General features: G+C 30.3%; 28 protein-coding genes. 21 read left to right on the top strand and 7 right to left on the bottom strand.

All coding sequences use genetic code 11. The annotated features are described in order from the left end of the window. Positions 1 to 57: 57 nt before the first annotated feature. The 3 genes from yaaA to FHR24_RS06075 form a co-directional block, all read right to left on the bottom strand. Positions 58 to 816 carry a peroxide stress protein YaaA gene (gene yaaA / locus FHR24_RS06085; RefSeq protein WP_167185390.1) on the bottom strand — a complete coding sequence of 253 codons (759 nt, stop codon included), beginning with the start codon at positions 814 to 816 and terminating at the stop codon, positions 58 to 60. A gap of 104 nt (positions 817 to 920) precedes the next feature. After that, the gene (locus tag FHR24_RS06080) at positions 921 to 1,937 is read right to left on the bottom strand and encodes an RluA family pseudouridine synthase (RefSeq protein WP_167185387.1); all 1,017 of its coding nucleotides are present in this window, start codon (positions 1,935 to 1,937) and stop codon (positions 921 to 923) included. A gap of 2 nt (positions 1,938 to 1,939) precedes the next feature. After that, the gene (locus FHR24_RS06075) at positions 1,940 to 2,491 is read right to left on the bottom strand and encodes a PASTA domain-containing protein (protein ID WP_167185384.1); all 552 of its coding nucleotides are present in this window, start codon (positions 2,489 to 2,491) and stop codon (positions 1,940 to 1,942) included. 90 nt (positions 2,492 to 2,581) lie between these two features. Between FHR24_RS06075 and FHR24_RS06070 the strand changes: the two genes are divergently transcribed. Both FHR24_RS06070 and coaD read left to right on the top strand, forming a co-directional pair. After that, positions 2,582 to 3,559 carry a D-alanine--D-alanine ligase gene (locus FHR24_RS06070; RefSeq protein WP_167185381.1) on the top strand — a complete coding sequence of 326 codons (978 nt, stop codon included), beginning with the start codon at positions 2,582 to 2,584 and terminating at the stop codon, positions 3,557 to 3,559. 15 nt (positions 3,560 to 3,574) lie between these two features. Further along, positions 3,575 to 4,036: a pantetheine-phosphate adenylyltransferase gene (coaD, locus tag FHR24_RS06065; protein WP_167185378.1), complete on the top strand. Its 462-nt coding sequence runs from the start codon at positions 3,575 to 3,577 to the stop codon at positions 4,034 to 4,036. Positions 4,037 to 4,064: 28 nt separating this feature from the next. On the opposite strand, the gene FHR24_RS06060 is transcribed toward coaD, so the two are convergent. Next, on the bottom strand, positions 4,065 to 4,316 hold the full coding sequence (locus FHR24_RS06060) for a hypothetical protein (RefSeq protein ID WP_167185375.1): 252 nt from the start codon (positions 4,314 to 4,316) through the stop codon (positions 4,065 to 4,067). Between the two features lie 355 nt (positions 4,317 to 4,671). Here FHR24_RS06060 and FHR24_RS06055 point away from each other — a divergent pair, with 355 nt between their 5' ends. The 16 genes from FHR24_RS06055 (at position 4,672) to rlmD (ending at position 19,566) form a co-directional block, all read left to right on the top strand. Further along, on the top strand, positions 4,672 to 5,328 hold the full coding sequence (locus tag FHR24_RS06055; RefSeq protein ID WP_167185373.1) for a TetR family transcriptional regulator C-terminal domain-containing protein: 657 nt from the start codon (positions 4,672 to 4,674) through the stop codon (positions 5,326 to 5,328). A gap of 5 nt (positions 5,329 to 5,333) precedes the next feature. After that, positions 5,334 to 6,644, top strand: coding sequence for an ABC1 kinase family protein (locus tag FHR24_RS06050; RefSeq protein ID WP_167185370.1), 1,311 nt, complete (start codon positions 5,334 to 5,336; stop codon positions 6,642 to 6,644). Further along, entirely contained in the window at positions 6,644 to 7,270 is a 627-nt protein-coding gene (locus FHR24_RS06045) for a flavin reductase family protein (protein WP_167185367.1), read from the top strand. The genes FHR24_RS06050 and FHR24_RS06045 overlap by 1 nt, the downstream gene beginning before the upstream one ends. A gap of 32 nt (positions 7,271 to 7,302) precedes the next feature. Further along, complete coding sequence (locus tag FHR24_RS06040; protein ID WP_167185364.1) at positions 7,303 to 8,724, top strand: SDR family oxidoreductase; 1,422 nt, start codon at positions 7,303 to 7,305, stop codon at positions 8,722 to 8,724. A gap of 12 nt (positions 8,725 to 8,736) precedes the next feature. Continuing rightward, complete coding sequence (locus tag FHR24_RS06035; RefSeq protein ID WP_167185361.1) at positions 8,737 to 10,221, top strand: cryptochrome/deoxyribodipyrimidine photo-lyase family protein; 1,485 nt, start codon at positions 8,737 to 8,739, stop codon at positions 10,219 to 10,221. A 206-nt stretch (positions 10,222 to 10,427) separates the two neighbouring features. Further along, positions 10,428 to 11,123, top strand: coding sequence for an SDR family NAD(P)-dependent oxidoreductase (locus tag FHR24_RS06030; RefSeq protein WP_167185359.1), 696 nt, complete (start codon positions 10,428 to 10,430; stop codon positions 11,121 to 11,123). Positions 11,124 to 11,130: 7 nt separating this feature from the next. Beyond that, positions 11,131 to 11,310 (top strand): hypothetical protein, encoded by a 180-nt coding sequence (locus tag FHR24_RS06025; RefSeq protein ID WP_167185356.1) that lies wholly within the window; start codon positions 11,131 to 11,133, stop codon positions 11,308 to 11,310. A 5-nt stretch (positions 11,311 to 11,315) separates the two neighbouring features. Then, a complete protein-coding gene (locus FHR24_RS06020) occupies positions 11,316 to 11,483 on the top strand; it encodes a Lacal_2735 family protein (RefSeq protein WP_167185353.1) in 168 nt (55 codons plus the stop codon). 6 nt (positions 11,484 to 11,489) lie between these two features. Continuing rightward, positions 11,490 to 11,960: an SRPBCC family protein gene (locus FHR24_RS06015; RefSeq protein WP_167185350.1), complete on the top strand. Its 471-nt coding sequence runs from the start codon at positions 11,490 to 11,492 to the stop codon at positions 11,958 to 11,960. Between the two features lie 126 nt (positions 11,961 to 12,086). Next, positions 12,087 to 12,419, top strand: coding sequence for a hypothetical protein (locus FHR24_RS06010; protein WP_167185346.1), 333 nt, complete (start codon positions 12,087 to 12,089; stop codon positions 12,417 to 12,419). Between the two features lie 218 nt (positions 12,420 to 12,637). Beyond that, complete coding sequence (locus FHR24_RS06005) at positions 12,638 to 14,266, top strand: peptidase domain-containing ABC transporter (RefSeq protein WP_167185343.1); 1,629 nt, start codon at positions 12,638 to 12,640, stop codon at positions 14,264 to 14,266. A gap of 114 nt (positions 14,267 to 14,380) precedes the next feature. Next, positions 14,381 to 15,658, top strand: a complete 1,278-nt coding sequence (locus FHR24_RS06000) for an HlyD family secretion protein (protein WP_317166183.1) — start codon at positions 14,381 to 14,383, stop codon at positions 15,656 to 15,658. Further along, positions 15,658 to 17,043 (top strand): TolC family protein, encoded by a 1,386-nt coding sequence (locus FHR24_RS05995; protein WP_167185337.1) that lies wholly within the window; start codon positions 15,658 to 15,660, stop codon positions 17,041 to 17,043. Before FHR24_RS06000 ends, FHR24_RS05995 begins: the two co-directional genes overlap by 1 nt. Continuing rightward, positions 17,036 to 17,596, top strand: a complete 561-nt coding sequence (locus FHR24_RS05990; RefSeq protein WP_167185334.1) for a YdeI/OmpD-associated family protein — start codon at positions 17,036 to 17,038, stop codon at positions 17,594 to 17,596. The genes FHR24_RS05995 and FHR24_RS05990 overlap by 8 nt, the downstream gene beginning before the upstream one ends. Positions 17,597 to 17,603: 7 nt before the next feature. Beyond that, entirely contained in the window at positions 17,604 to 18,062 is a 459-nt protein-coding gene (locus FHR24_RS05985) for a TspO/MBR family protein (protein WP_167185331.1), read from the top strand. Between the two features lie 52 nt (positions 18,063 to 18,114). After that, positions 18,115 to 19,566: a 23S rRNA (uracil(1939)-C(5))-methyltransferase RlmD gene (gene rlmD, locus FHR24_RS05980; RefSeq protein WP_167185328.1), complete on the top strand. Its 1,452-nt coding sequence runs from the start codon at positions 18,115 to 18,117 to the stop codon at positions 19,564 to 19,566. Between the two features lie 62 nt (positions 19,567 to 19,628). Here rlmD and FHR24_RS05975 read toward each other — a convergent pair whose 3' ends face one another. Both FHR24_RS05975 and FHR24_RS05970 read right to left on the bottom strand, forming a co-directional pair. After that, a complete protein-coding gene (locus tag FHR24_RS05975) occupies positions 19,629 to 20,855 on the bottom strand; it encodes a hypothetical protein (RefSeq protein ID WP_167185325.1) in 1,227 nt (408 codons plus the stop codon). A 4-nt stretch (positions 20,856 to 20,859) separates the two neighbouring features. Then, positions 20,860 to 22,164: a DUF4270 family protein gene (locus FHR24_RS05970; protein ID WP_167185322.1), complete on the bottom strand. Its 1,305-nt coding sequence runs from the start codon at positions 22,162 to 22,164 to the stop codon at positions 20,860 to 20,862. A gap of 242 nt (positions 22,165 to 22,406) precedes the next feature. On the opposite strand from FHR24_RS05970, the gene FHR24_RS05965 reads away from it, so the two are divergent. From FHR24_RS05965 to FHR24_RS05955, 3 genes are all read left to right on the top strand, one after another. Continuing rightward, complete coding sequence (locus tag FHR24_RS05965; RefSeq protein ID WP_167185320.1) at positions 22,407 to 23,393, top strand: Kelch repeat-containing protein; 987 nt, start codon at positions 22,407 to 22,409, stop codon at positions 23,391 to 23,393. 101 nt (positions 23,394 to 23,494) lie between these two features. Beyond that, positions 23,495 to 24,580, top strand: coding sequence for a sensor histidine kinase (locus tag FHR24_RS05960; RefSeq protein ID WP_167185317.1), 1,086 nt, complete (start codon positions 23,495 to 23,497; stop codon positions 24,578 to 24,580). Next, complete coding sequence (locus FHR24_RS05955) at positions 24,555 to 25,268, top strand: LytR/AlgR family response regulator transcription factor (RefSeq protein ID WP_167185314.1); 714 nt, start codon at positions 24,555 to 24,557, stop codon at positions 25,266 to 25,268. Before FHR24_RS05960 ends, FHR24_RS05955 begins: the two co-directional genes overlap by 26 nt. Positions 25,269 to 25,272: 4 nt before the next feature. On the opposite strand, the gene FHR24_RS05950 is transcribed toward FHR24_RS05955, so the two are convergent. Beyond that, positions 25,273 to 25,935 carry a pseudouridine synthase gene (locus FHR24_RS05950; RefSeq protein WP_167185311.1) on the bottom strand — a complete coding sequence of 221 codons (663 nt, stop codon included), beginning with the start codon at positions 25,933 to 25,935 and terminating at the stop codon, positions 25,273 to 25,275. Positions 25,936 to 26,029: the final 94 nt, after the last annotated feature.

Raw genomic sequence — 26,029 nt, 5'->3', positions numbered from 1 at the left:
AAAAGCCTCTGGAGTTTAAACTCCAGAGACTTTTTTTATAGCTGTAAATATTCTTTTTTATCTTGTAAAAACCAAATCTGTTTCTGTAGATAAATTTGTATCAAAGGCATATCCTTCGTAATTAAAACCTTTTAAATCCTCTTTCGTTTCTACCTGATGATCTAAAATATAACGAACCATTAATCCTCTTGCTTTTTTAGCATGAAAAGAAATTATTTTTAATTTTCCGTCTTTATAATCTTTAAAATGAGGTGTAATTACTGGTACTTTTAACAATTTAGGTTTTACTACTTTAAAATATTCATTACTTGCTAAATTGACAAATACTTCATTTTCTGTCATTTCATCATTTAAACATTCCGTAACTGTATCTCCCCAAAATTGGTACAAATTAGCATGATGAGCTACTTTTAACTTTGTTCCCATTTCTAAACGATAAGGTTGCATTAAATCTAAAGGCTTTAACACTCCATATTGTCCTGATAAAATTCTTAATTTATTTTGCAACGCTTCTATTTCTGAAGCTTTTAACGTATAAGCATCTAAACCGGTATATACATCTCCATTAAAAGCAAATACTGCCTGACGTGCATTGTCTAAAGAAAAAGGCAAAGCCCAATCTTGATTGCGTTGCCAGTTTAAGTCTCCCAATTTTTCAGAAATTTTCATCAATGCAGATAAATCTGCTGGTGTTTGTTTCTTTAAAATAGCACTTAATTTTTCGGCTTGTTCTAAAAAAACTCCTTGCGTATAATTACTTGTTGGAACTTTAGATTCAAAGTCTAATGATTTTGCTGGGGAAACTACTATTTTCATTTTTATCTATTAATTTTATTTTATCAGTAATAGTTTTCTATTCTACTTCGAAAATATGAATACTAAACACCTAGTTATTTTTACTCAGGTATTCTTAAGCACGTCTAATTACTCGTTAACGTATATCCTCTCCACTTTTCTAAAACTTGTTGTAAATCTTCTGGAATTTCAGAATCAAAACGCATCATTTCTCCTGTAGTTGGATGTTCAAAACCTAAAGTTTTGGCATGTAATGCTTGTCTAGGAATCAACTTAAAACAATTGTCTACAAACTGCTTGTATTTGGTATAAGTTGTCCCTTTTAATACTGCATTTCCTCCGTAACGCTCATCGTTAAATAAGGTATGACCAATGTGTTTAAAGTGTGCTCTAATTTGGTGAGTTCTTCCTGTTTCTAACTTACATTCTACTAAAGTTACATAGGTAAAACGTTCTATTACCTTATAGTGTGTTACCGCTGGTTTTCCTTGATCTCCTTCAGGAAACACATCTTGTTGCAAACGATTTTTTAAGTTTCTACCAATATTTCCCTCAATAGTTCCTTCATCATTATTTACATTTCCCCACACCAATGCATGGTACAAACGTTCTGAGGTTTTATCGTGAAATTGTTTTGCCAAATGTGACAAAGCATGTTCTGTTTTAGCTACCACTAATAAACCACTTGTATCTTTATCTATTCTATGAACCAACCCTGGTCTACCATCAGCATTTTCTGGTAAATTTTTAAAGTGATGCATTAAGGCATTTACCATGGTACCATCGTAATTCCCATGCCCAGGATGTACTACCAAACCAGCTGGTTTGTTTACCACAATTACATCTGCATCTTCATACACTATATCTAAAGGAATGTCTTCTGGTAAAATTTCGGTTTCTCTAGGAGCAAATTCAAAAACAACTCTAACTACGTCTCCTGGTTTTACTTTATGATTTGCTTTTACCACTTCTTCATTTACCAAAACGTTTCCGTCTTTTACCGCTTGTTGTACTTTATTACGAGTTACATTCATAATAAAATTCATCAAAAACTTATCTACTCTTAAAGGTTGTTGTCCTGATTCGGCAACAAATTTATAATGCTCAAAATTCCCTTCTACCTCTGGTCCTAATTCTTCCATATTTATCTTAATTGTCCATTACCAATTACTACATCTATTGTAGACATTTTTGGCAACATATCGCCAGCTTCTAAATCCTGACCTTTAAATTTTAATCCTCTTATTACAGTTCCAATATCATCTACCTCTTCGTACATTCCTACATTAAAACCACTGTTAATAATTAATTGTACTATTTCTTTTTTGGTTTTACCATAAAAAGGTGGAATGGGTGCTTGCGCATATCCATCAGGATTGATGGTTACATATATTTTACGTTTTTCTTTTACAATAGCCCCTACTTGTGGTTCTTGTTCTAATACTGCTTCTTTGGGAATCTCTGGATTGTAACTACCCGATTCTAACACAGCGTAGTCTAAGCTTAAGTCTTCTAAAACTATTTTAACTTCATCTAAATTTAAAGCCGTTAAGTCTGGAACTACTATTTTTTGATCTTGATTTGTAATAGAATGTAAAGATTTTACGACCCCTACAATTAACAAAACACTTATAATTAAAGATATAAGTAAGTTGATTAAGAAAGTTTTACTTTTTAAGAACTTTAACAATTTCATTGAAAACTATTTTTGGCAAAGATATAAAACCTATATGCATGGTTTTGAATTAATATTTAATATTTTTAGCGTTCTAACTAGGTGGCATTTATGAAACAAAATATAGCAGTTATAATGGGTGGATACTCTAGCGAGTATAAAATATCTATAATTAGTGGAAACGTGGTTTATGACAACATAGACAAAACCCAATATACCCCTTACAAAGTAGTTATTACCAAAGAAAAATGGGTTATTCTAACCATAGACAATCAAGAAATTAGGATTGATAAAAATGATTTTTCTGCAATTATTAACAACAAGAAAGTAACTTTTGATTGTGTTTTTAATGTAATTCATGGAGCTCCTGGAGAGAATGGTAAATTATTAGCTTATTTTGAAATGCTAGACATTCCACACACATCTGCACCAAGCTACCAAATGGCACTTACTTTTAACAAAAGAGATTGTTTAAGTGTGTTGCGCAAACATGGTATTAATACTGCCAAGTCTATTTATTTTGACAAAGGACAAGATATTGATACTGCATTTATTGTTACTGAATTAGGATTGCCTTGTTTTGTAAAACCCAACAATGCTGGTTCTAGTTTTGGAATTTCTAAAGTAAATACTGTAAATGAGTTTAAAACGGCTTTTGAAAAAGCTTTTGCAGAAGATACAGAAATATTGATTGAATCTTTTTTAGATGGAACTGAAGTTTCTATAGGTGTTATTAATTACCAAGGAAACATTATTCCATTACCTGCAACAGAAATTGTATCTGAAAATGACTTTTTTGATTACGAAGCTAAATACGAAGGAAAATCTCAAGAAATTACTCCTGCCAGAATTACAGACACTCAGTTAAAAAACTTACATACAGAAGCCTTAAAAGCCTATAAAGCATTAAACATGAGTGGTTTTTCTCGTTCTGAATTTATTTTTAAAGGAGATACTCCTTACTTTTTAGAAATGAATACCGTTCCTGGAATGACTACCGAAAGTTTACTGCCACAACAAGCAAAAGCTGCAGGAATTCCGTTACCCAATTTATTGTCTAATGCCATACAAATGGCAACCAAAAAATAAGTAACTTTAAGTATTATGAAAAAAGCTGTTTTTCCAGGTTCTTTTGACCCTATTACCCTAGGACATGTAGATGTAATTACTCGTGCCATTCATCTGTTTGATGAATTGGTAATTGCCATAGGTATTAACGATTCTAAAAAATACAGATTTTCTTTAGAACAAAGACTTAACTTTATAAAAGAAACGTTTAAAGATGTTCCTAATTTAACCGTAGAAACCTACACTGGTTTAACTACCGAGTTTTGTAAAGAAATTAACGCTGATTTTATTCTTAGAGGATTAAGAAATCCTGCCGATTTTGAATTTGAAAAAGCCATTGCCATTACCAATAGAAAACTAACAGGTATTGATACTGTATTTTTACTTACCAGTGCAGATACTGCTTTTATAAGTTCTAGTATTGTTAGAGATATATTAAAACACAATGGTGATTTATCTAAATTTGCACCTAAAGCTGTAATTGAAGGAAGTAAATAAAGGACAAAAAAAATAGCTTAATTTTTAATTAAGCTATTGTATATTTTACTTTAGAAAGTTTCTTTTTGGGAGTTATAATTCTATCAACTCTTTTAATTTTTAAGAACACATCTTCTACATCTCTACTATTTACTTTAAACATTATTTTTATTGTTGTTTCAGCTTCTGGCAACACCTCTTTTGCATTTTCTAAATTATCTAAACCAGGATTATTAGCACTTACTACTACTGTAAATAGCATTGCTAAACCTAAAGTGATATTTTTAATAACTGTATGCATTCTGTTAAATAATGTGGTGCAAATATAAAACGACTATCAATTTTACACAGACTTGAATTAGTTAACTAATTGTTAATAAATTGTTATCTAGTTTTTGATCGATTTTTTACACAAACCTACTCCCATCCGAAACATCTGTTTCCCAACAAGCCCTTTTTATAAAAACAACATCAATACAAGAACAAAAACATAGTTCCTGTTCATCACAACTATACTAAAAACGTAGTAAAAAAAGGGGATACAAAGAAACAAGCCTTACCATTAACCACAGAAAAAACTTCTACAAAACAACCCTTAAAAAATTGATTTAGTTGTTACTCTAGACTAATTTTAAGTACATCTTAAGACTATAATTATGCAAGCAACAAAAATTAACAAACAAGAAATTATTTCAAAATTTATGGAATACGTTTTAGAGCACGATACTGCTCCTAAATCTATTTACAAATTTTCTAAAGAATTAGATATTGAAGAAAAAGAATTTTATGACTACTACAGTTCTTTTGACCAGTTAGAAGCTGACATATATAGTGTGTTTTACGATGAGGCTATTAAACTGATGATGTCTGAAGTTTCTTATAATGATTTAGATGCAAAAAACGAATTACTTGTTTTCTATTTTACTTTTTTTGAATTGCTAACAAACAATAGAAGCTATACAACCCTTTCTTTAAACAAAGCTAAATACGATTTAAAGAAAATAAAATTATTAATGCCGTTAAAAAATAAATTTACAGAATTTATAAAAGCATTACATATAGACACAATTGATTTAAAAGAAGAGAAACTAAATTCTTTTAAGCAAAAAAGTATTGAAGAGTTAGCTTGGACTCAGTTTTTATTTACTCTTAAGTTTTGGTTAGATGACACCTCGGCAGGATTTGAAAAAACCGATTTGTTTATAGAAAAATCTGTAAACGCATCTTTTGATCTCATCAATACCACACCTTTAAATAACATTATAGATTTTGGAAAATTCTTTTTTAAAGAAAAAATCAAACCTCAATTTTAAACCATATGAAAACACTTGATAGCATACCTACAGGAAAAATACAAAGAGCCTCTAAATTAATTAGTACAGGTGCCAAGGTGGGTATAAATTACCTAAAATACAATGTAGAAAAAACAGTAGGAAATGTTAGCAAAGCAAAAGAAAATTTAGACAAAGCTAACGCTACTGATATTTATGATAGTCTTAAAGATTTAAAAGGTAGTGCCTTAAAAGTTGCTCAAATGCTAAGCATGGAAAAAAGTATGTTGCCTAAAGCATATGTAGAAAAATTTTCATTATCTCAGTTTTCTGTTCCTCCTTTGTCATCTGCTTTGGTTTTAAAAACCTTTAGAAAATATTTTGGCAAAAGCCCTAATGAAATTTATGATGAGTTTGATTTAAATTCTATCAACGCAGCCAGTATTGGGCAAGTACACAAAGCTACCTTAGATGGAAAAACTTTGGCCGTAAAAATTCAATACCCAGGAGTGGCTCAAAGTATTAGTTCTGATTTGGCTTTGGTAAAACCCATTGCTATGAGAATGTTTAATATTAAAGGAGAAGGTTCTGATAAATATTTTAAAGAAGTAGAAAACAAATTAACAGAAGAAACCAATTATATTTTAGAAGTAGCCCAAAGCATAGCTATTTCTAATGCATGTAAAAAAATCCCAAATTTAAAGTTCCCTAACTATTACTCAGACCTATCTACAGATAGAATTATTACGATGGATTGGATGGAGGGTGTTCATTTATCGGAGTATGATATTAACAGTGCTAGTGAAGAGATTAGAACCAAAATAGGTCAAGCTTTATGGGATTTTTACATGTATCAAATTCACGTTTTAAAAAAAGTGCATGCAGACCCACACCCTGGAAATTTTTTAATCTCTAAAGACAATCAATTAATTGCTTTAGATTTTGGTTGTATGAAAGAAATTCCAGACAGTTTTTACATTCCCTATTTTGAGTTAGCAGATCCCAAGGTAATTAACAATCAAACTCTTTTTAAAGAAAAATTATACGAGTTAGAAATTTTAATTCCACAAGATAGCCCTAAAGAAATTAAGTTTTTCACACAGCTATTTTACGAATTATTAAGTCTGTTTACCCAACCTTTTCATGTAGATACTTTTGATTTTTCTGACGATCTATTTTTCGGAAAAATAGCAGAACTAGGAGAACGTTTTAACAACGATTCTGAATTAAAAAACATGAACGGAAATCGTGGTTCTAAACATTTTATATACATCAACAGAACTTTTTTTGGACTGTATAATTTAATGCACGATTTAAAATCTAAAAACATAAAAATAAACAACTATAAAAGCATTTAATGAAAACTTTTACAAAACAAGAAATAGCAAAACTAGAACACCTTTATAAAATTAATTTAATAAACAGTGTTACCGGATTAAAATCTGCCAATTTGGTGGGGTCTATTTCTAACAGTGGTCTTGTAAATGTTTCGGTGTTTAGTTCTATTGTTCATTTTGGATCTGAGCCACCGTTGTTAGGAATGGTTTTTAGACCTACTACCGTGGCAAGAAACACATATGATAATATTAAAGAGAATGAGTTTTATTCTATCAACCACATTCATCAATCTATCATTAAAGATTCGCACCACACAAGTGCCAAATATCCTTTTGATGTAAATGAGTTTGAGCAAACTAATTTAGAAGAAGAGTACAAAACAGATAGTTACATTCCTTTTGTAAAAAATGCTCCTGTGCAGTTGTTGATGAAATACGTAGGTGAATACAACATACAAGAAAACGGAACCATTTTAATGTTGGGAGAAATTCAGAAACTATATGTACAAGACTCACTCATTCACACCGATGGTTTTGTAGACCTAGCAAAAGGAAACGTAGTCGCTATAAATGGTTTGGATGGTTATGTAAAAACAGAATTGATAGAGCGTTTGCCCTACCAAAGACCCAAAAAACAGCAAGTATAAAATTATATAATTCTATTCTTAAATATAAAAAAATGAAAATCTTAATTACAGGAACTACAGGTTACATCGGTTTACGATTAATTCCCCTTTTGTTGCAAAACAATTACGAGCTAGTTTGCTGTGTAAGAGATTTAAATAGAATTCCAGAAGACTACAAAGGACATGACCATATTGAATTTATAGAGGTAGATTTTTTAAAACCAGACACATTACACAATATTCCCAAACACATTGATGTTGCCTATTATTTGATACACTCCATGTCTAGTACCTCTACTAGTTTTGAAACTTTAGAGTCTAACTGCGCTATTAACTTTAAAAACCACATAGAAACTACAAATAGTAAACAAGTAATTTATTTAAGCGGAATTGTAAATGACAACAAGCTTTCTAAACATTTAAGATCTAGAAAAAAAGTAGAGCAAATATTATCGCAAGGAAACTATAATCTAACTACGTTTAGAGCAGGTATTATTGTAGGTAGCGGTAGTGCTTCTTTTGAAATTATTAGAGATTTGGTAGAAAAACTACCTGCCATGATTACACCAAAATGGCTAAACACAAAAACACAACCCATTGCCGTATCTGATGTGATTTCATATTTATCTAAAGCTATTTTAAAAACAAAATTATTTAACAATTCTTATGACATTATGGGGCCCGAAACACTTACTTATGAGCAAATGCTATTGCAATTTGCCAATGTAAGAGGTTTTAAAAGATACATTTTAACTATTCCTGTTATGACACCAAAACTGTCATCATACTGGTTGTATTTTGTAACCACAACAAGCTATTCTTTAGCCATTAGTTTGGTAGATAGTATGAAAGTGGAGATTATAGGAAAACCATCAAACATTAATAAATTATTAGACATAAAACCTATCCATTATAAAAAAGCAGTAGAAAATGCTTTTAAAAAAATAGAACAAAACTCTGTAGTATCTAGTTGGAAAGATGCCATAAATTCTACGAACCTAAACGACTCTTTTGGAAAACATATCAATCCTCCAAAATACGGATGTTTTAAAGATGTACGCTCTGCAACTATTATTAATGAACAACCAACCCTTGACAAAATTTGGGCTATTGGTGGAGATACCGGTTGGTACTATGGTAATTTTTTATGGAAACTTAGAGGTTACATTGATTTATTATTTGGAGGTGTAGGATTGAGAAGAGGAAGAACCCATCAACACAAAATACAAACCGGTGATGTGATTGATTTTTGGAGAGTAATTTATGCTGATAAGGAAGAAAAAAAACTACTCCTCTATGCCGAAATGAAACTACCTGGAGAAGCTTGGTTAGAGTTTAAAATAGCAAACAATCAACTTTATCAAAAAGCCATATTTAGACCCAAAGGTGTATACGGTAGATTGTATTGGTATGCCGTTTGGCCTTTTCACGGTTTTATTTTTAACGGAATGCTAAAAAATATTATTCAACCTTAAAACTATATCAATATGTACAATAAAGAACCCTTAGCTGTGGTATGGTTAAAAAGAGATTTAAGACTGCAGGATAACGAAGCTATACACAATGCAATCAACACAGGAAAAAGAGTGTTACTCTTGTTTGTTTTTGAAGATTTTTTGATAAAAGATCCACATTATGATAAAAGACATTGGGATTTTATCAAGGAATCTATTGCAGATTTAAATCAGTTATTATTGCCTTATAATTCTAAAATACTAGCTGTAACCTCTGAAGTTGCTGCGACTATAAATCAGCTACAACAACATTATAATATTCGCGATTTATTTTCTCATCAAGAAACAGGCTTGTTGTGTACCTATCATAGAGATTTAAAAATAAAAAGATACTGCCATAACAATTTAATTACTTGGACAGAAAACATTTGGAATGGAGTTTTAAGAGGAATTAATAACCGCAAAGGTTGGGTTTCTCAATGGAAAAATTATATGGACAGTTCTCAATATTCTTTTCATCCTAAAAAACAATTACTAACACTTCACGAAATAGAAGAGTTAGAAAAACAATTTTCTGTAGTTAATTTAAAAACACCAGAACAAAGCCCTATTCAAAAAGGAGGAATTACAGAAGCTTTAAGATATCAAAACACTTTTTTTAAAGACAGATATTTAAATTATACTAAAGGAATTTCTAAATCCGAAATAGCTAAAGAAACCTGTAGCAGATTATCGCCTTATTTAGCTTGGGGAAACTTATCTACTAGACAAGTATGGCAAACAGCCAAAGCGGTTAGACCACTTAGTAAAAACAAAAAAGATTTAGATGCTTTTACTGCTAGGTTAAAATGGCAAGCTCATTTTATTCAAAAATTTGAAATGGAACATACTATGGAAAATTCTAGCATAAATAAAGGCTACCAAATGTTAAAGAAAAATTTATCAAAAAAATATCAAGAAGCTTGGGAAACAGGACAAACAGGAATTCCCATGATAGATGCTAGCATGAGATGCTTAAATGAAACGGGATACCTAAACTTTAAAATGCGGGCTATGATTGTTTCCTTTTTTACACATTTGTTATGGCAACCTTGGCAAGATTGTGCTATTTATTTATCTAAAATGTTTATCGATTTTGAACCCGGAATTCATTTTGCACAAGTACAAATGCAAGCTGGAGAAACAGGTGTTAATACTCTTAGAATTTACAATCCTATTAAAAATGGGTATGAACTTGATGACAATGCTGATTTTATAAAGAAATGGGTTCCAGAATTGGCTCATCTACAAACAAAACATATACACGAACCATATTTAATGACTCCTTTGCAACAAGGTCTCTTTAATTTTAAATTAGGAATAGACTATCCACTACCAATTATAGATTTAAATGCGAACAGAAAAAGAGCTAATAAAATACTTTGGGAAATGAAAAATGATCCAATGGTAATGCAAGAAAATGATAGAATATTAAAAAAACATACTACAAACAACACAAAATTAAATATTGCTGGTTAATAAAAAATAACCTTACAATTGTTAAAACAGATAAAATTATACAAATGGTTTTGGAAGGTTAAATTCCACTTGAAGCGATTCAATTTTAATTACACATACCAAAACAAAAAGTTATTTAATAATGAGAACTGAAACAAGACTCTCTAATTTTAAAAGCAGTTTACAAAAAAAATAGTACACTAAATAAAACATCAAAAAGGTAACTTATGGGAACATATTTAATTATTGGAGCATCATCGGGAATAGGAAAAGCTACAGCCAGTCTTTTAGCAAAAGAAGGACATAATGTTATTGGGACTTATAACACCACTAATCCTACAAATATTACAGGTGTTGATTTCTATCAACTTAATATTTTAGACAATACCTTAGATTTGCACTTTCTTCCAGAAAGTTTAGACGGAGTTGTATATTGCCCCGGGAGCATTAATTTACTTCCATTTGCAAGAATCAAACCTCAAGATTTTTTAGACGACTATAATTTACAAGTTATTGGAGCGATCAAAACAATCCAGACATGTTTAAAGGTTCTTAAAAAGGGTACAAACCCAAGTATTGTTTTATTTTCTACCGTGGCTGTACAACATGGTTTTAATTTTCATACGCAGGTAGCGGCTTCTAAAGGAGCTATAGAAGGTCTTACTAAAAGTTTGGCTGCAGAACTATCTCCAACCATACGTGTTAACTGTATTGCTCCATCAATTACACAAACTGCTTTAGCAAGTAAACTATTAAGTAGCGATGCTAAATTAGAAGCCAACGCACAAAGGCATCCTTTAAAAAAAGTTGGACAAGCTATAGATATTGCTCACATGGTAGCATTTCTTACCTCAGAAAAAGCAAATTGGATTACAGGGCAAATTATAGGAGTTGACGGAGGAATGTCAACCTTAAAAATTTAACACATTTATGATTACTATTTTAAAAAACTATTCAATTAAAGTATTACAAACAAAACATCAAAAATTAATTAAAGAATCTATTCAGTTTCTAAAAATTAATAAAAACACTGCTTATGATAGAATTAAAGAAGCAGAAAAACTAGCCACCAAAATACAATACATTCGTAAATTCACACTCATCAGCTAATTATTATGTTATCATATTTCAAGAAAAAAAATCCTTTAGATAAATTAGAATCTAAATACAAATTATTGTTAAAAGAGGCTCATCAACTATCAACAACTAACAGAAGTAAAAGTGATGCTAAAATTGCAGAAGCGGAACAAGTTGCACAAGAAATAGAACAATTAAAAAATTAAAAAACTATGGCCTTTTATCAATTAAAAAGAGAACAATTTATAAATGCAAGTTTAGAAGAAGTGTGGGATTTTATGTCATCTCCAAAAAACCTAAAAGAAATTACTCCAAAGCATATGGGGTTTGATATTACATCAGACAACAAAGAGGATAAAATGTATGAAGGAATGATTATTAGCTACATTGTAAAACCGTTGCTAGGCATCCCTACCACTTGGGTTACCGAAATTACACACGTAGTCCCTTTAAAATATTTTGTAGATGAACAACGTATTGGTCCTTACAAACTTTGGCATCATCAACATATATTAGAAGAAAGAGATGGTGGTGTTTACATGAAAGACATTGTTACGTATCAGCCTCCATTTGGTTTTTTAGGAGCTATTGCCAACCGTCTTTTTATAAAAAAACAGTTAAACAGCATTTTTAAATATAGGTTTAAAGCTGTAGATGATAAATACAATAATAAACAAGTATAACAGTTATAAGAGAGCACCTGCAATTTAGTAAGTTGTTTTCTTTTGTATACTTTTTTCAATTTCTATATTTGGGACGTGTTAAATTCTTTAAGAAATAGTATCTATCTCAAAATTCTATTCGGGATTATGGGACTTCATTTGCTGAATATCTGTATAGATATGCCAGACTCTAGTCTTATTGGTATGCCGGAAAACTTAGCTATTAACGAACAAGAAAGTATCGTTGAAGTTATTTTAGAAAAAGTCTTGGGCTATGAAAATGCTATTGAAGAATATGATGACAACGAAACCGAAGACAACAAACAAAATGAAGATGAAGAAATTGAAATGATTTCTGCTCATATTCCTGTGTATAAAACAGAACTTTCCCTTAAAATAGTCAAGCAAAAATTTCCAAAACTTATTTCACAAATAACAACCGGATTTTATCAGCTAGACACCCCTCCACCAAAAGCATAATTTGCTTATAAAAATCTATATTCCTTTTAGCTAATTGCTAATTGCATCTTAGTACTACACCCAATATTTATTATAAAAGTTACTGCCTAAAATGGATTAAACCCCTTATGGTTATCAACTAAATATTATTAACATATTAGCAAATATATCAAGCAAAATAAACAGGTTTTAATACCTGCTAAAAAAAGTGTTTGTTATTTTTGTGAAAAACAAATTTTATGACCTTATCGCCTCTAGTCAGATTTTGGAGATTAATCAACCCTTATAAAAAACAAATTCGACTTATTTACTATTACGCTATTATTAGTGGTATTGTAAACTTGTCTCTTCCTTTAGGAATACAAGCTATTATTAATTATTTACAAACAGGAGAATTAACCACATCTTGGGTCGTTTTGGTTGTGTTTGTATTAATAGGCATTGCCATCGCAGGAGTTATACAAATTAGTCAACTTAGAATTGTAGAAGATATTCAGCAAGATATTTTCGCCAAATCTGCTTTTGAATTTGCCTATAGAATTCCAAAAATAAAGCAAATAAGCTTAGACAAAGTTCATGCTCCAGAATTGGTCAATCGTTTTTTTGATGTACTAACCATTCAAAAAGGATTGCCTAAAATACTAATTGATTTTTCGTTAGCTGTTTTTCAAATTGTTTTTGGTTTAATTCTTTTAACTTTTTACAGCTCTTATTTTATATTACTTGGAGTTACATTAATTTTAATTATTTACTTAATTTTTAAAATAACAGGACCTAAAGGACTTGAAACAAGCATTAAAGAAAGTAAATACAAATATAGTTTAGCTCACTGGCTTGAAGAAATAGCTAGTAACACAAAATCTTTTAAAGTTCACAACCAAGGAAACCTACATTTAAAAAAGACTGATACCATAAATGCACAATACTTAGAAAGTAGAGAAAAACATTTTAAGGTATTAATTAAACAGTTTATCCTTTTTATAGGTTTTAAGGTATGGGTAGCTGCAGGACTCTTGGTGTTAGGTGGTTATTTGGTATTTCAACAACAAATGAATATTGGTCAGTTTGTAGCCTCAGAAATTATTATCATTTTAATTATCAACTCTGTAGAAAAGGTTATTAGAATTATAGAAACCATTTATGACGTATTAACAGCTCTAGACAAAATTGGTTACGTTACCGATTTAGAAATTGATAGAGATACGGAACTAGGTGAGTTAAACACAGAAAAAGGATTGTCTATTGAAGTAAATAATTTACACTTTAAATACCCTAACGAAGACCTTTTCTTATTTGATAATTTTTCTTTTAAAATAAACTCTGGCGAAAAAGTTTGGCTAAAAGGAAAGACCGGAAAAGGGAAATCTACTTTATTAAATATTTTAGCTAGAATACACGGTATAGATAAAGGAGAAGTGTTAATTAACAACAGACCCTCTAATTACTACTCTCACAATTCATACAACAATCACATTGGATTTATAACTCCAAATACAGGTTTGTTTGAAGGAACTATAGAAGAAAACATTTTAATGAATAGAACTGTAGACCTAAATAACCTAAACGAAATTCTTGATTCTTTAGGCTTATCTAACTACATTTCTAAACTTAAAAAAGGAATGGTTACCGAAGTAGACTCTGAAGGTAGACGTATGCCAAGAAGTATTATTCAAAAAATAATATTAGCCAGAGCCTTGGTAGGAAATCCTAAACTTTTATTGCTAGAAGATCCTTTGCAATTTGTAGATCAAGACGAAAAAAGAGCCATTATTGATTACATTATGAATCCATCAAAAACATGGACAGTTATTGTAATTGCAGATTATCAATATTGGGCAGAAAAATCTAATCAAATTATAAAACTATAAGCTATGTTAAATATATCTGAAAACAGTATCAGGAATATTATAAGACTTGATAGTTATAAATCTTCCCAATTTTTAAATAAAAAAGATTATTCCCAAAAAAGGTTTTACTACGGTATGGGTCTTATCATTATTTTAATAATCGTGCTTTTTGTACCGTGGACTCAAAACATAAAAGGAAAAGGGTATGTTACCACTTTATTACCAGAACAAAGACCACAACCTGTACAATCTATTATATCTGGTAGATTAGAAAAATGGTATGTAAGAGAAGGGAATTTTGTAAAAAAAGGAGACACCTTAATTTATATTACAGAAGTAAAAAATGATTATTTTGACCCTAATTTAATTTCTAGAACGCAAGAACAAGTAAATGCAAAATCAGAAAGTATTACTTCTTATGATGATAAAGTAATTGCTTTAAAATCTCAACTAGCCTCTATTAAAGAAAGTAAATTGCTGAAATTAGAACAGGTTAAAAACAAAATAATACAAACCAAAAACAAAATTAATATTGATAGTATTGATTTAAACGCATATAAAATTAAAAATGATATTGCTAGCAATCAATACAACAGAACAAAAGAATTACACACGCAAGGTTTAAAGTCTTTGTCTGATTTGCAAGAAAAAGAACTAAAACAACAAGAAGCATATGCAAACTATCTTTCTCAACAAAACAAGTTAGAGAATCAGAAAAACATGTTCCTTAATTATAAATTAGAGTTGTCTTCTACGGAACAAGATTACAGTCAAAAAATATCTAAGGCCAATTCAGATATTCAAAGTGCTTTGTCTGCTAAATTAGAAGCAACCTCTAATACGTCTAAACTTAAAAATCAACTAAGTAATTATCAGCAAAGACAAAATTTGTATTACATTACCTCTCCTACCAACGGTTACATCACCAAAACTATAAAAAAAGGAACTGGTCAGTTGATAAAAGAAGGAACCGATATTTTAACCATTATGCCTGCTGCTTATGATTTGGCTGTAGAAGTTTATGTAAAGCCACAAGACCTACCTTTGTTAAAAATTGGCGATCATTCTAGATTGCGTTTTGACGGGTGGCCTGCTTTGGTGATTAGCGGATGGCCAGAAAAATCTACAGGAATATTCTCTGGTAAAATTTTTGCAATCGATCAACATATTAGCGACAACGGAAAATACAGAATCCTAATTGCTCCTGATGAAACTACAAAAGAATGGCCAGACAATTTAAGAGTAGGAACAGGTACTTATACATTTATTTTGTTAAACGATGTACCTATTTGGTATGAGTTATGGAGAAACTTAAATGGATTTCCTCCTGATTTTTATAGATCTGGAGAAGAAAAACAAAGTGGAGAGTCTGAAGAAGTTAAAAAGAAGGCACCAATTAAATCAGTAAAATAATGAGCAAATTAATTTCTTTACTTATTTTATTGTTGTCAATAAGTGGTTTTTCACAAACTACTGAACCTTTATTAAGCTACAAAGAATATATTTTTAATATTATTAACGAGCATCCTATTGCTAAAAGTGCCCTGTTAAAAGAAAAAATTGCCAAAGCTAAATTGTTAACTGCCAAAGGAGGTTTTGACCCTAGTTTGATTTCTAGCATAGATCAAAAGCAATTTAAAGACAAAGAGTATTATACTATTTTTAAAAATAAAATTACAATTCCTACTCCCATAGGTGTAAATATTACAGGTGGTTTTGACAACAATTCTGGATATTATTTAAATCCTGAAAATAAAACGACAGGTAGTGGCTTGTGGAGTGCTGGATTAGAAGTAGATGTATTGCAAGGTTTGTTAACCAACACACGTAGAACCGCTTTAAAACAAGCCAAAGTATATCAACAAATTGCTAAAAACCAACAGCAACAATTGTTAAACGAACTTATTTTTACTGCCTCTATTGCCTATGCAGAATGGCAACAATATGCATCTATTTATAAAATAATGGAGCAAAATTTACAACTAAGTCAGCGATACTTAAACAATACAAAAACAGCTTTACAAAATGGCGAAAAAACAACAATAGATACTTTAGAAGCCAATGTTTATTTGCAAAACAGCAAAATAGATTTAATTAAATATCAACAATTATTAACCGAAAAAAAGTTGAAAGTTGAAAATAATCTGTGGTTAGACAATAGACCTATTGGTTTAAAAAACAATATAGAACCCGAGTTACAAACCATTGCTACGGAGAACAATCAAATTAAATTAACAAACAATTTAGACAGCATTCCTTTAATTGCAGAAAAAGTAGGAAAAAAAGAAGTCTTACTGTTAAAACAAAAACTAAATAGAGAAAAGTTAAAACCTAAGTTAAAATTAAAATACAATCAACTACTTAGTACTACAAACAGCAACCTTAACCCCAATTTTGACGTAGACAATTACAAATGGGCAGCTAGTTTAACCGTTCCTTTATTATTTAGATCTGAAAGAGGAAAATATAGAGAAAGTAAATACAAAATAGAAGAAATTAATTACGAAATTGCTTACAAAAGAACAGAAGTTCAGAATAAAATTGTTGCCAATCAACAAAATCAAATTGCTTTATCTCGTCAAATTAATTTGTTAGAGCAAAATATAAAAGGTTACAAAAGATTATTAGATGCAGAAAGTACTAAGTTTAATTATGGAGAAAGTTCTATGTTTTTAATTAACAAAAGACAGGAAAAACTAATAGAATCCGAATTAAAATTACTAAGCAGTCAAAACAAACTGATTACAAACTACTTAGACTACCTATTACAAACCAACAACATTATTCCTAATGACTAATTTAACGCAAGCTGAATTTTGTCCTGCAAACCAACAAGAATGGAGACAGTGGCTTGTAGAAAATCATTTAGAAAAAGATTCAGTTTGGTTAATTATTTATAAAAAAGGTTCTAAAACCCCTAATCTTACTTGGAGTGAAGCTGTAGACCAAGCTCTTTGTTTTGGATGGATTGACAGTGTTAAAAAAACAATAGATTCACAAAAATACAAACAGTATTTTGGCAAAAGAAAACCCAAAAGCAACTGGTCCAAAGTAAATAAAACTAAAATAGAAGTATTGTCTAAAAAAGGCTTGATGGTTCAAGCTGGGTTAGACAGTATAAGTGTTGCCAAACAAAACGGTTCTTGGACTATTTTAGATGCTGTAGAAGCTTTAATTATTCCATCAGATTTAGAAATAGCTCTTGGTACATACCCTAATGCAAAAGAGATTTTTTTAAGCCTTAGCAAATCTGTTCGTAAACTTATGCTGTATAAAATTATGTCTGCAAAAAAACCAGAAACTAGACAGAAACGTATTGATGAAATTGTACTTGAAATAATAAAAAAGTAACAACGCTATGCTTAAAAGAATCCTATTATTTTTAATTATCAATTTTACCGCTTTAGCTATTGGAGGATTGTTTACAAAAACAGGAGTCAATTCAGATTGGTATGCCAACCTAAATAAAGCCCCTTGGACTCCTCCCGGTTATTTATTTGGCATTGCGTGGTCTACAATTATGATTTGTTTTGCAATTTACATGGCTAAACTTTGCCCTAAATACAATAACAAGAAAGCAATAGTTACTTTGTTTATTTTTCAATGGATTTTAAACGCTAGCTGGAATCCTATTTTTTTCTATTTACATCAAACTATAGCAGGCTTAATAACCATAACTGCACTTACTATTGTAGTTACTTATTTTCTTTTTAACAATTTAAAGCGTTTGCAATACAGTTCCCTGTTTATAGCTCCCTATTTTATTTGGCTGTTGATAGCAACCTCTTTAAATGCTTACATTGTTTTTATGAATTAAATTTTTAGGATTCTCTAGTTTTAAAATGCCAATAAAAAGCTAAATTTGCCAAATGCCAAGAAGAGAACGAAACAAGTTTGTAAAAAGAGGTGAAATTATCTCTATTACTATAGAAGACTATGCCTTTGGAGGAAAAGGAATAGGAAGAATAAGAAACGAAAACGGACAATTTGTAGTTTTTGTTCCCAACACTTTACCCGGTCAAACGGTAAAATGTCAGATAAAAAAGACAAGCAAACAATATGCAGAAGCTAAGTTGTTTGAAGTTTTAAAACCATCAGATCAAGAGGTAGAAGTACCTTTTCAAGCAATTCCGGGAGCTCCTTATATTAAGTTACCTATAGACATACAACATCAATACAAAAAACAAAGCACACTAGAATTGTTTAAGCGTATTGGTAAGGTAGAAAATATAGAAGACTTGTTTGATGAATTTATTGCATCACCAGAAGTATTTCATTACAGAAACAAAATGGAATATGGTTTTTCTGCCATTCGTTATGATTTTGAACAAAAAACAGACGTTGACGAGTTTGCTCTAGGATTTAAAAAACGTGGAACTTGGTGGTGTGCAGAAAATCTAGACAAAGATTCTGGTTTGTTTGATGCAGAAGTAGAAAACAAACTAAAAGAGATCCGTCAATTTTGTATAGACTCTGGTTTAGAACCTTGGCACGCTCCACAAAAAAAAGGATTTTTTCGTTATTTTGTCATTCGTAAGACCTATAAAACAAATCAGATTTTATGTAATTTGGTAACTACATCTCCACAATTATCACATTTTGACATGGATGGATTTGTAACCTTGTTAAAAGAATTATTTAGTGATAGAATTGCAGGATTGATTCACACAACCAACGATGAAATTGGAGACCGAACTTTGGCCGTTACAGGTAACGAACGTTTGGTGTTTGGAGAAGATAGAATTGTAGAAAACTTGTTGGGATTAAATTTTGAAATATCGATGAAAAGTTTCTTTCAAACCAATCCAAAATCTGCAGAAAAACTATACAGCAAAGTGATAGATTACGCTTTGGAAAAAGCAGAAACAGTAAACGGAAAAATTGTAATGGATTTGTTCTGTGGAACCGGGACTATTGGTCAAATACTAGCCTCTAAAACCACAGGAACAAAAATTATTGGGGTTGATATTGTTGCAGATGCAATTAAAGATGCTAAACAAAATGCCAAACGTAACGGAATAGAAGGTGTAGATTTTTATGCTGCCGATGTAGGTAAGTTTTTAGTAGAATATCCACAATACAAAGGAAAAATAGAAACTATTGTTTTAGATCCACCACGTGCCGGTATTGCTCCTAAAACCTTAGACAAAGTAATTAAAATTGGTGCTAGTAGAATGGTTTATGTATCTTGTAACCCAGCAACACAAGCTAGAGATACAGAAATTTTAAGACAAGCAGGATATAAAATAAGTAAAATGAGTTTGGTAGATCAGTTTCCACACACCGCTCATATAGAAAGCATTGTACTTTTTGAAAAATAAAAGTACAAAGAACCTCCCAGTTCGGAAAGCCTCACAATTTGTGAGGCTTTTTTATTTGAAGTTTAATTAATTTTAGTTTTCTTAAACCAGCTGCCATTAAAACTAAAGTTTAAACTTAATTTATGAAAGTTTTCTTGAATTAGCCCATCATTAATACTCCCTTCTTTTCCGTAAGAATAAGAAATATTAACTCTATCTCCTCCTTGCTTATTAATAGGGAAACCAACACCTACAGAACCAAAATAACTATTTATTTGTGTGTTAGATATTTGTAAAAAACCAGAGTTGTAATTTACACCTACTCGGTACCTTATTCTGCTATATGCTTTAGCACTACGAAACTCCATACCCAATGCGTATATGGTTTGGTTTACATAAAGTTCGTCATTTAAATCTTGACTAGTATTATTCCAAAAAGTTTTTTTAAAGTCTAGGTTTGCCTTTATTTGCTTAAAGGTAGAGTTTAAACCAAAACCTATAGACAAAGGAAGCTCCACATTGTCTGAATCAGTTTCTTCTTCTTCTTCAATTACAGTAACAATCCCTGCGGATGAAGTTCTAAATGAATTTCTAGTTTGGGTTCCGCTTAGTGTAGTAGGTAATTCCACAACCCCACCTAACACCGTTTTGTTATTTTCATTTTGAAACATGGTGTATTGAAATCCTGTTTTTAAAACCACACCATTGTAACGTTTAGTGTCATTTACATTTACAAGATAACCTACAGACACTTGACTATCTTCTTTAATAGAACCAAACAAGGCCGAAAAATCTACACCTAAATGTAGTTTAGAACCAATACTAAATCCTGTTGAAATATAAGCTTTGTTTAGACCTCCACTACCTGTAATTCTAGTAATATATGTATCTGTGGAACCTATTACATTATTTTCTAAATCTATTTTATATCCTGTAGAGGTGTAAGGCAATAATCCTAAACTTAAGCCCCATCCTTTTTTAATAGGAAAAGCAAAAGCAATGTGAGAAACATTTCCTTTGGTAGCACTTTCTGAAATCGTATTGTTTTTTAGTGTACTATACAAACCACTAACACCTAATTCTTGTAAAAATGTTTCGGGAACCATAGCTCCTAAACTAGCTGGGTTAAAAAGATTTATTTCATTAAAAACACTTTCTGCAATTCCTGTATTTCCCATACCTGTCAACCCTCCAGAAGCTATGCTATTTTCGGATCCTAATCCAAATAAAGAATAAGGAGAGTTTATGTTTTGAGCCTGTAAAACAAAGGTGGTACCAAACAAATACAATACTATAATTAATCTAAACATGTTTTTAATAATTTAAGTATTTAACACTTAATTCTACATTGTCTTTATCTTCTATTACAACTTTATCAACCTTATTTGTTAGGTTAGAAAATTGTACCATTAACGCATATTTAAAATCTTCACTAGCATTTAATACCTGAGCTAAAAATCCTTTTAAATCTACCGAGTAATAGGTGTTATTTTCAAATTCATCATTCTGTGCATTAAGAATAGCTAAGGCAGTACCTCCTTCTTCATTTGTTAATGTGTTTAATATTCTGTTCTTATGATCTACTACATAAACAGCTAAAGATTGTGGTAGTGTTTCTTTGGTATAACTACCTCTTTTGGGATAAAATTTTAGCTGAGCATCTAATACCGTACCCGATTCTGCCAATTGATTTAAATTTCTTAAATGAGGGATTTCTATTCTTGCAGAAATTCCTGTTCCTGCTTGGCTATAAAAAAGTCCATCTGAATCTGTTGTAGGAATAATAGTTTCCACGTCGGTAAATCCATTTATTTTGGCTGTAGAAAAATCTGTAGTTATAGCGTTAAACTGTTTTTCTATACTAGATATGTAAAATTCTAAATAATGACTTACTCTTTCATTTCCTCCGGGATCAGGAACCGAATAATAAAGTCGCATAGACGAATTGTTTTCTGTATTACCACTAGAAGTAAAATTAAATCCTAATATACTACTACTAACAGTAGTATCTGGAGCAATGGTTAATCCTTTAAAATACTGAAGAAAATCATCCAAGTTTTTAAACTCATCTTCGTCTATTTTATTAAAAAGTTCTTCTCCTAAAGAAGTTTGCATTGGAATATACAATGTATCTTTTCTCATTTTAGGTACAAACGTTAACTCTCCAATAGATTCCGTATCAAAAGAAAGTTTTGATGTATTAAAAAAGACATCGTCTTCTATAGGTTCTACAGTTTCTAATACTCTGTGTATTTTATAGGTTTGTGTTTTTGTGGTATCTGCAAAATAGTATTGATCATAATTTAATACAAAACCTATAGAATCATAAACAGCCTTATCATCTAACGTAAATGTTGCATTTTGTAATTGAAAATAGCTTTGTGCTGTTATAGTACCTAAATACTCATCATCTACATTACCTATTAAAATTCTACCTGTACTAGAAGTACCAATAGAATCCATTTTATAAGTTCCTGCATTAATTTTAAAAGTATCTATTTCTATTATATTTATATCGGTTTCAACAAAATCACTACCAACGGTATAGTTACTTAACTCTTCCGATGAACAAGAAATTAAGGATAATAATCCTAAGACACCTATTACTAAAAACTTCATTGTTTCTTTTTATACAAATGTATTAGAAGATTAAAATTTGAAAATCATAAAATATACCAACACCTGTATTTTATAGACAAACACTAAAAAGGGCTTAAAAAACTAAAATTCTATTTAATCGTATTTTTAATCAATTATGTAGATGCTTTTTAGGGGTTAATCTATTTTGTGTTTTATTAACAAAAACAACTCCTACTTTTGATTTTTATAAAATTAAATACTCTAACATAAAAAATATTTAAATGAACTATTTAACACAAAAAAGACTTATTTCCTTTTTATCTGTATTTATTTTACTGTTTTTATCTAGTTGTTCTGATGACAATGATGATGAATTGGGTAACTGGGTAGAAAGTTCTTCTTTTGATGGAGACTCTAGGTCTAGCGCTGTAAGTTTTACAATTGGTACCAAAGGGTACTTAATTACAGGATATGATGGAGATGATTACTTAACTGATAACTGGGAATACAATTCTGACAGTGATTTTTGGGTAGAAAAAACTAGTTTTCCGGGTACACCTAGAAGTGGAGCCGTAGGTTTTAGTCTTAACGGAAAAGGATACATTGGTACTGGATATGATGGAGATAATGAACTAAATGATTTTTGGGAATACGACCCTACAACTGATTCTTGGACACAAAAAGCAGATTTTCCTGGTACGGCAAGATATAATGCTATTGGTTTTTCTATTGGCGAAAACGGATATATTGGAACAGGATACGATGGTAGCGAACAAAAAGACTTTTGGAAATACAACCCTACCACAAACACATGGGAGCAAGCTTTAGGATTTGGAGGACAAAAACGTCAAGAGGCTTCTGTATTTACAATTAATAATGTAGCGTATATTGTTGGTGGAGTTCACAATGGTGCCTATGAAGAAGATTTTTATTCTTTTGATGGAACAACCTGGAAACGTTTAACAGATATTGATGATGACGATAATGATCATCAAATATTATTTAGCAATAGTGCTGCAATATCGTTTAACGGAAAAGGATATATTAGTACAGGTATAGACAATACAATTAGCACCAAAACATGGGTGTATACACCAGAAACAGATACTTGGGACGACATGCCTAATTTTGAAGGTTCTGCAAGACAAGATGCTTCTGCTTTTGTTTTTGATGAAAAAACATATGTATTAATGGGTAGAAGTAGTAATTTTTACTACGATGATGTTTGGGAATTTAGACCCGAAGAAATAGAAAACGAAGATGATTAATCTAATTTTAGAATAACACCTTAATAATTCCCCCTTTTGAGAGTTTTTTTGTTCTTTTACAAAAAAACTCTCAATTTTTTGTTTTTTATAAAGTAAACAAAATGAATACTCAACTTAAAAAATCCCATATAATTCTTATTCATTTATTAGTTTGGATTTTACTTTTTTCTATTATTGGAATTCAGTTTTATTTAAAGTTTAACACTATAACAAACGAGTTTTTTATTAGAACTGCCATTTCTATCGGTGTTTTTTATTTTAATTATTTAATTCTAATTCCATACTTACTCTTAAAAAGAAAAATTGTGATATATATTATTACGTTAATTCTTTTTTACCTTACTATTGTTTTAGTGATAGAGCCTTTAATTCCTCTTCCTAATTTTCGTGATTTTAGACCTAGATTTCTTCATTTGTCAAACCCAAATTCTCAATTTTCTAGATTAGGAAGAGAGTTTAAACGTCCTCCTTTTTTAGTTTTTTTATTAATCGCTTTATTTTTAGCGCTAAGTACTAGTACCCGTTTAATAATGGAATGGTATAAAAAAGAAAAAGAAAGAGTATTAATAGCCTCACAAAAAGTCACTTCAGAATTGTCTTTTTTAAGAACTCAGTTAAATCCTCATTTTTTATTTAATACTTTAAACAGTATCTATTCTTTAGCCAACAAAAAATCTGATGATACAACCACGGCTATTGTAACATTATCAGAATTAATGCGTTATATGATTTATGAAGTAAACGAAGAATTAGTTCCTCTAAAAAAAGAAACTGCATATATTCAAAATTATATAGATTTACACCTTTTACGATTAAAGGATTCTAGCGGAATAAGAGTAAATATTATTGGCGATTTAAATTATAAAATTGAACCCTTATTACTAATTTCGTTTATAGAAAATGCATTTAAATATGGTACCGATTTTAAAGGAAACACAGACATTCAAATAAAAATATCGGTGGTAGATAGTGTGTTACATTTATATGTTCATAACACTTTATCTATACAAAACAAAAAAAGTGAAAATTCGGGAATTGGGTTAAATAATATCAAAAACAGATTAAATTTATTATATCCTAAAAACCATGAATTAACCATTACTCAAGACAAAAACTCTTTTAAAGTATATTTAAGTCTTAAATTAAAAACAGTTAGCACACATGAAATGTATAATTATAGACGATGAACCTTTAGCCGTAGAGTTGATAGAAGATTTTGTTTCTAAAATTTCTTACTTAGAACTTATTGCTTCCTGTTCTAGCGGTTTTGAAGCCATTGAAATTCTTGAAAAACAACATATAGATTTAATTTTTACAGACATTGAAATGCCTAATTTTTCGGGAATTGATGTAATTAAATCTCTAACCAACAAACCCATGTTTATTTTTACGACTGCCTATACGCATTATGCTGTAGAAGGTTTTAATTTAAATGCTATAGATTATTTGGTAAAACCAATCCCCTATCATCGTTTTTTCAAAGCTGTAACCAGAGCTCACGATTTGTATAAATTAACGCAAAACCCTAGTTCAGAGCCTCAAGTTAACAACATACAACTGCCTTTTATTTTTGTAAAATCTGAATATGAAAATATTAAAATTAATTTGGATGACATTAAATATATAGAGTCTTTAAAAGATTATCTTAAAATTTACACCTATCAACAAAAGCCAATATTAACCCTTAGCAGCCTAAAAAGTTTTGAAGAAAAACTGGGAGATGTAAATTTTGTAAGAGTACACAAATCGTTTATTGTTTCTTTAAAACATATTTATTCTGTACAGCGTAATAGAATAATTATTGATGACAAATGGATACCTATAGGTCTAACTTATAAAGATAATTTTATCAAAAAAATAGGTCAATCTTTATAAGAAATCACAAATTAAAAGCACTTACCTCTAAAATTCCCTCATCTGTAATTTGATTTAAGTGCATTTGCCCAACTCTTACTCGTATTAAACGTAACACAGGAAAACCAACTGCAGAAAACATTTTTCGAACTTGTCTAAACTTTCCTTCTGTAATTACAATGCTAGCCCAACTTGTAGGACCATGACGATCATCTCTTACTTTTTTTCTTCTATTAGGTAAGTTTAAAGGAGTTTCTATCAAATTAGAACAACAGGGTAGCGTTTGGTATTTCTTTCCTTCTACACCAATCTCAACTCCTTTTGTAAGCAATAAAATTGCTTCTTTAGTAATTATGCCATCTAATTGTACATGGTATTCTTTTTCTACACTTTTAGAGCGTACTCTTTCACTTTCTTTTCCATCTGTAGTTAACAATAGCAACCCCTCGCTAGGTTCATCTAACCTACCAATAGCCATAGTCTCTTTAGGTACTGTATACAAATCTCCTAAATACTTTTTTTTATGAGCTAATTTTTCTCCGCTGGTAAACTGAGAAATAAATCCATAAGGTTTGTGAATTAAAAAATGTCTGTGTTCAGTTATGTTCAAAATCCCAATAATTAAGAAGGCTAAATTAATAAAAAGCGATGTTAAGAAAAACTCAACATCGCAATTATAATTATTCATTGGGTAGATAGTAGATAAATTTAATGGTATAAATTTTCTATCCCATAATCAATTTTTATGTAAGCAAAAATAATACAGATACACTCTATTAAAC

The sequence above is a fragment of the Wenyingzhuangia heitensis genome (assembly GCF_011762155.1).
Taxonomy (GTDB): domain Bacteria; phylum Bacteroidota; class Bacteroidia; order Flavobacteriales; family Flavobacteriaceae; genus Wenyingzhuangia; species Wenyingzhuangia heitensis.
The sequence above is the reverse complement of the archived record's forward strand: the minus strand, read 5'-3'. Positions and strand labels throughout refer to the sequence as shown.